We start from the raw sequence: 4,628 nt of genomic DNA, 5'->3' as shown, positions 1-4,628 counted from the left end.
ATCATGTCCATGGTGATCACCTCTTACATCCCTGCTGAAAAAATCAGCAGGGCAGTTGAACACCCCTGTCAATTTTGGATCGGCATCAGACCTTTCAGACTGTCAGATTTCGGTCGGCGGCAACAGTTCAGGCTACGGCGCGGAATCGAACCGCGCTGCGTCCTGCTCCCTGACGATTTCGAACCAGCGCTTGGCTGGCTCCGAAGGGGCGGCCGGGCTCTCGATTTCCTCGACGGCTGCTGCAGCGGCGTTGCCACGCACACTGTTGTCGATCTCCCATGCCAAGATCGCGGGCAGTGAAAACCGCAGGTTGCCCACCAGCATCAGGTGCGGCACGCGCTTGCGATTGCGCTCTGTCTGATCGCGAAAAAAGTGGGTCGGCAGCGATGCTGCCTCGGCGATTTCCTTCGCAGTGAAGTAGTGGCTTTCGGCTTCGGCACCGAGGCCTTGGCCGAGGGTCGCCTCCGGTTCGGCGGGCTTGAACTCCCGAGTGATGCCGAGCATCGTCATCAGGTGCTGCGCGCTTCGTTGCTCGAATTCGAGGACGTCGGCATCGTGGTAGCGCACCTGTCGGAACAGCTTGTGCCAAACAGGCCCTTCGCCATCGAGTCGCCAGCGCCGCAGTGTTTTGAGGCTGACCTGCCAACGGTCGGCGAGGTGCTTCTCGGTCATCACGGGGTAGTGCATCTTTCTCTCCTGTACAGATGACTCCATGACAACGCTATTCACCGCAGAAGCCAAGTTGATGTTCAGGGCATGCCCGCGTCGCCAAGCTCGGGCGGCAGAGGCCTGTCAAGATCGACTTCGATGCCTGCAACGATTGAGCGGATGCGGCCAACAAGGGCGCCATCGACAGGCACATACGTGGCTTCGTAAGCCTGCACGAGTCCTACCAGGGCGTTCAGCCGCTTCCCCTCAGGCGTTTCCAGAGCAGGGTCTGAATCCACGAGCGCGGAGGCTTCCTTGAGAGCGGCCCGGTACTCTGCCTCCGTGCGAATCTTGTGGATATTCATACTGACCGACCTCTCTCAAGCCTTGACGGTGTTCAAGCGCAGCATCAGCGTCATTGGATGCTGCGGTGACTCCTGGAAGCCGTAGTGCTCGTAGAACTGCTTGGCGCGGTCGTGGAGAGCGTGGACGAGCAGCGCCCGGACACCGGCGTTCTGCGAAACGCTCACCGCTCGACCGACTGCGTCCTGCAGAAGGGATGCTCCAAGCTTGATGCCTTGCGCCCGATGGTCGACGGCCAGCCGGGCCAGAACCATCACGGGCACTGGATCGGGCATGTTGCGTCGCACGCTGCTGGTTGCCGCCTGATGTGAAACCGCGCCTGCGGCCATCGCGTAGTAGCCGTAGACACGACCTTCCTGATCCGTGACGACGAAGGTGCGGCTGGCACCGCTCAATTGGTTGGTCAGTGCCCGGCGCTTGAGCCATTCATCGAGACTGGCTTCACCGCAAGCGAAATCGTCCAGGATGTGGGTGGCGGCGAGCGGAATCGGTGCGCTCAGTTGCAAGCTCATGCCGGGCCGGTGCTCCAGGGTGCCTTGACGGCCATGAGACGTTCAAGCCTTGGGTTGGGGCCGGGAGGTGCGTCGAGCATCGCGGTGAACTGCTTGAACTTGTCGGCGTCCAGGCTGAAAAAGACCTGATCCAGCACCACTGACTGCGCGCGGTCGCACGCCGCTTCGAGCATGAAGTCCGAGCGGTTCTTGCCAAGCAGGCTGGCCGCGTGATCGATCAGATCGCGCTGTTCGGGCAAGGCCCGCAGATTGATGGCGGCGTCACGCATTGGTTTCTCCTATTCGCACATACACAACAGATACACGGATTGTGGCGCAGCGTGTAGCCGTTGTCAATACGCGGTGCGTCACATGCCGCAGGTGCGGGAGCCGACTGGTAGCCAGTACGGCGCTTCAAAACCTGCTCTCCGGGGTTGTTCCAGTTCGGACGAATGTCCACGGAAACGGCCAAATGATCCAAATCCGGGACTGGAGACTTGCGGACGGACTACTATTCAGATGACGGACGCGGGTTCGGTTCCGTGTTCCACCACCATAACCCCATCCAAGGGCGTCCACACTAATCCAGTGGACGCCATTTTTCATTGGTGAATCAACAACTTGCAGTCCATGGCCGTCTACAGCCGTCCATGCCCAGCCAAGCAAAAGTGGGGGTACAAGTGGGGGTACAAACCCAGAAATCTGGTGAAATCGGTGTTTTGTACCCCCACTTCCCTCTGTAGAAGGGGATTCGCCATAGGGGAATCTGTACCCCCACTGGCTGCCTTCATCCTTCGTTTTGTACCCCCATGCTGACTGACCTTGAGTGCCGCAAAGCAGTATGTCCCCCCGAGCGCAAGCAAGCGCGATTCAGTGATTCGGCCGGGCTCTATCTGCAAGTCAGCCCGAACGGCTCCAAGCGCTGGTTTCTCAAGTACCGGGTCAACAACAAGGAAAAGCAGCTCGCTTTGGGCAGCTACCCGGCGGTTTCCCTGACGGCTGCTCGCCGGGCCAGGGATGCCGCCAAGCACCAAAAGGCCACCGGGGTCGATCCGGTGCAGGCCCGCAAGGTTGAAAAGCTCAAGGCGACCAACCCCGAGGGAGACTCTTTTCAGGTGGTGGCGCTGGAATGGCACGCCAAACAGAGCCCGGTTTGGAGCGAGGGCCATGCCGCGCGAGCGCTTCGCCAGTTCGAACGCGATCTGTTTCCATGGATAGGCGAGCGCAGACTGGTCGATATCAAGCCCGTCGAGCTGTTGGCCACCCTGCGAAAGATCGAAGAACGTGGTGCGATAGAGACGGCAGACCGGGGTTTGATGCTGGCCAGACAGGTGTGGCGCTATGGCGTGGCCACAGGACGGGTAGGGCGGGACATCACCGGCGACCTCAAGGGAGCGCTGTCGCCATACCGGGGGAGGCATTTCGCTGCCATCACCGACCCGGCCAAGCTGGGGGAGCTGTTGCGCGCCATACAGGCGTACCGGGGAGGGCCTGTCGTACGCGCTGCATTGCAGCTTGCCCCCCTTCTGTTCCAGCGGCCGGGCGAACTACGCGCCGCCACCTGGGCCGAAATCAATTTGGATGCCGCGCTTTGGACGATACCCGCCGCTCGCATGAAGCGCGGCAAGGATGGCAAGGAGCATGGCGAGCCACATCTGGTGCCTTTGCCCAAGCAAGCCGTGGCCGTCTTGCAGGAGCTGCACCCGTTGACCGGCCGGGGCGCCATGGTGTTCCCAGGCGAGCGCAACCACGACCGCCCCATCTCTGAAAACTCAGTGCGTACCGCATTGATCTCCATGGGCTACACACCCGATGTGCACACATGGCACGGCTTCCGGGCCACAGCCCGAACCATGCTCGCGGAGCGCCTGGACGTGGACCCCTTGGTGATCGAGGCCCAACTGGCCCACGCCGTTAAGGATGCCAACGGCCGCGCCTACAACCGCACACAGTACATGGCCCACCGCACAAAGATGATGCAGCGCTGGGCCGACTACCTGGACGAGTTGCGCGCCGGTTCGGCCGAGGGCTGATCTGTCGGTCGCAGCAAGCGCCGAACCCTCACACTATTCATCGAAAGCGCTGGTTGCTACCTGCCATGGCCAGGCCCCTGCACGACCGGGCGGGGCAGGGGCGGCTCCGGCCCGCTCAAGTTGAGCGCAACCCTTGGCGCGCTGTCGAGACCCCGCCGCGCCTGCTGGCTTCGTGCGTTGATTTCGTCGAGGGTGCCGCCTAGGTGCACAGCCAAGCCTGATGCGGGCTTGCGTAGCGCTGCAGGGCCGCTTTTGCTGTCGGGAATCGTCGGGCTTTTGAGACCGGTTGCCGGGTGGCGCCGGAGCCTGTGACGTAACGGAAAGAACCTTTTTCAGACTAGAAATACTTGGAATCAACTACCTACAAACCCACCAATAAAGACCAGTTTGTATGCTTTGTAGGTAGTTCTTTTCGGGTATCTAAAATTTGAATTGGTATGGGTTCCCGCAGGGTGCAGGCCGGTGCCTTGGGCAAAACACTTGCTCGCGCTTCGACGGTCGGTAAACCCTTCAAAGCCTACAAACCCCACCAAGCTGCGACCATCGGGAAGGTTTGCAGATGGGGCGTCTCCCGGTGTCTCGAATTTGATTTGTTGCTGGTTCCTGCAGAGCGCAGGCCGGTGCCTTGGGCAAAACACTTGCTCGCGCTTCGATGGTCGGTAAACCCTTCAAAGCCTACAAACCCACCAACGCTGACCAGTTCGGTGGGCGGTTAGGGATTGCTTTCAGGGAGGCCTGGATTTCAGCTAATCAGAGAGCGCTCTGGGAGACGGCCGTGGCTTCGGGCATAACACATACACACGCCTAGGAGGTCGGCAAACCCCTCAAAGCCTACAAACCCCACCAAACGGTGGGCGGGTAAGTGGCCTTTCAAATAATATTGGCCCTGTGTGGAGAAGCGCAGGCGAATATCTTTCATCTAACGCTTGCTCCCGTTTCGACGGTCGGTAGACCGATCAAAGGCTAGGCGGTCTCAAATCTGAAGTGCAACACCGCTGGTTGATATTCAATGAATGGTAGCGGAGCTCTTCTCGGCAATGGTCGTCATGAATTGCTGGAAAGCCTGATAGGGAGAATCCCAGCCGAGCGTCTG

Annotated in this window: 5 protein-coding genes; 1 reads left to right on the top strand and 4 read right to left on the bottom strand. The window is 60.3% G+C overall.

The window, feature by feature from the left end:
* Positions 1-132 precede the first annotated feature (132 nt).
* The 4 genes from ACYZGB_RS22645 to ACYZGB_RS22630 form a co-directional block, all read right to left on the bottom strand.
* Positions 133-687, bottom strand: a complete 555-nt coding sequence (locus ACYZGB_RS22645) for a helix-turn-helix transcriptional regulator (RefSeq protein WP_462391230.1) — start codon at positions 685-687, stop codon at positions 133-135.
* A 62-nt stretch (positions 688-749) separates the two neighbouring features.
* Positions 750-1,013 (bottom strand): hypothetical protein, encoded by a 264-nt coding sequence (locus tag ACYZGB_RS22640; RefSeq protein ID WP_462391228.1) that lies wholly within the window; start codon positions 1,011-1,013, stop codon positions 750-752.
* Between the two features lie 15 nt (positions 1,014-1,028).
* On the bottom strand, positions 1,029-1,523 hold the full coding sequence (locus tag ACYZGB_RS22635; protein ID WP_462391227.1) for a GNAT family N-acetyltransferase: 495 nt from the start codon (positions 1,521-1,523) through the stop codon (positions 1,029-1,031).
* Positions 1,520-1,792 carry a type II toxin-antitoxin system TacA family antitoxin gene (locus ACYZGB_RS22630; RefSeq protein WP_462391225.1) on the bottom strand — a complete coding sequence of 91 codons (273 nt, stop codon included), beginning with the start codon at positions 1,790-1,792 and terminating at the stop codon, positions 1,520-1,522. Before ACYZGB_RS22630 ends, ACYZGB_RS22635 begins: the two co-directional genes overlap by 4 nt.
* A 519-nt stretch (positions 1,793-2,311) precedes the next feature.
* Here ACYZGB_RS22630 and ACYZGB_RS22625 point away from each other — a divergent pair.
* Complete coding sequence (locus ACYZGB_RS22625) at positions 2,312-3,535, top strand: tyrosine-type recombinase/integrase (RefSeq protein WP_462391224.1); 1,224 nt, start codon at positions 2,312-2,314, stop codon at positions 3,533-3,535.
* The last annotated feature ends 1,093 nt before the right edge of the window (positions 3,536-4,628 follow it).

Source organism: Acidovorax sp. Q11 (genome assembly GCF_054950075.1).
Note: the sequence above shows the minus strand (reverse complement) of the source record. Positions and strands in the feature narration are given on the sequence as shown.

Excerpts from the sequence above, each read along its gene's own strand:
- ACYZGB_RS22645 (WP_462391230.1), bottom strand. The coding sequence starts at position 687 with ATGCACTACCCCGTGATGACCGAGAAGCACCTCGCCGACCGTTGGCAG.
- ACYZGB_RS22640 (WP_462391228.1), bottom strand. The coding sequence starts at position 1,013 with ATGAATATCCACAAGATTCGCACGGAGGCAGAGTACCGGGCCGCTCTC.
- ACYZGB_RS22635 (WP_462391227.1), bottom strand. The coding sequence starts at position 1,523 with ATGAGCTTGCAACTGAGCGCACCGATTCCGCTCGCCGCCACCCACATC.
- ACYZGB_RS22630 (WP_462391225.1), bottom strand. The coding sequence starts at position 1,792 with ATGCGTGACGCCGCCATCAATCTGCGGGCCTTGCCCGAACAGCGCGAT.
- ACYZGB_RS22625 (WP_462391224.1), top strand. The coding sequence starts at position 2,312 with ATGCTGACTGACCTTGAGTGCCGCAAAGCAGTATGTCCCCCCGAGCGC.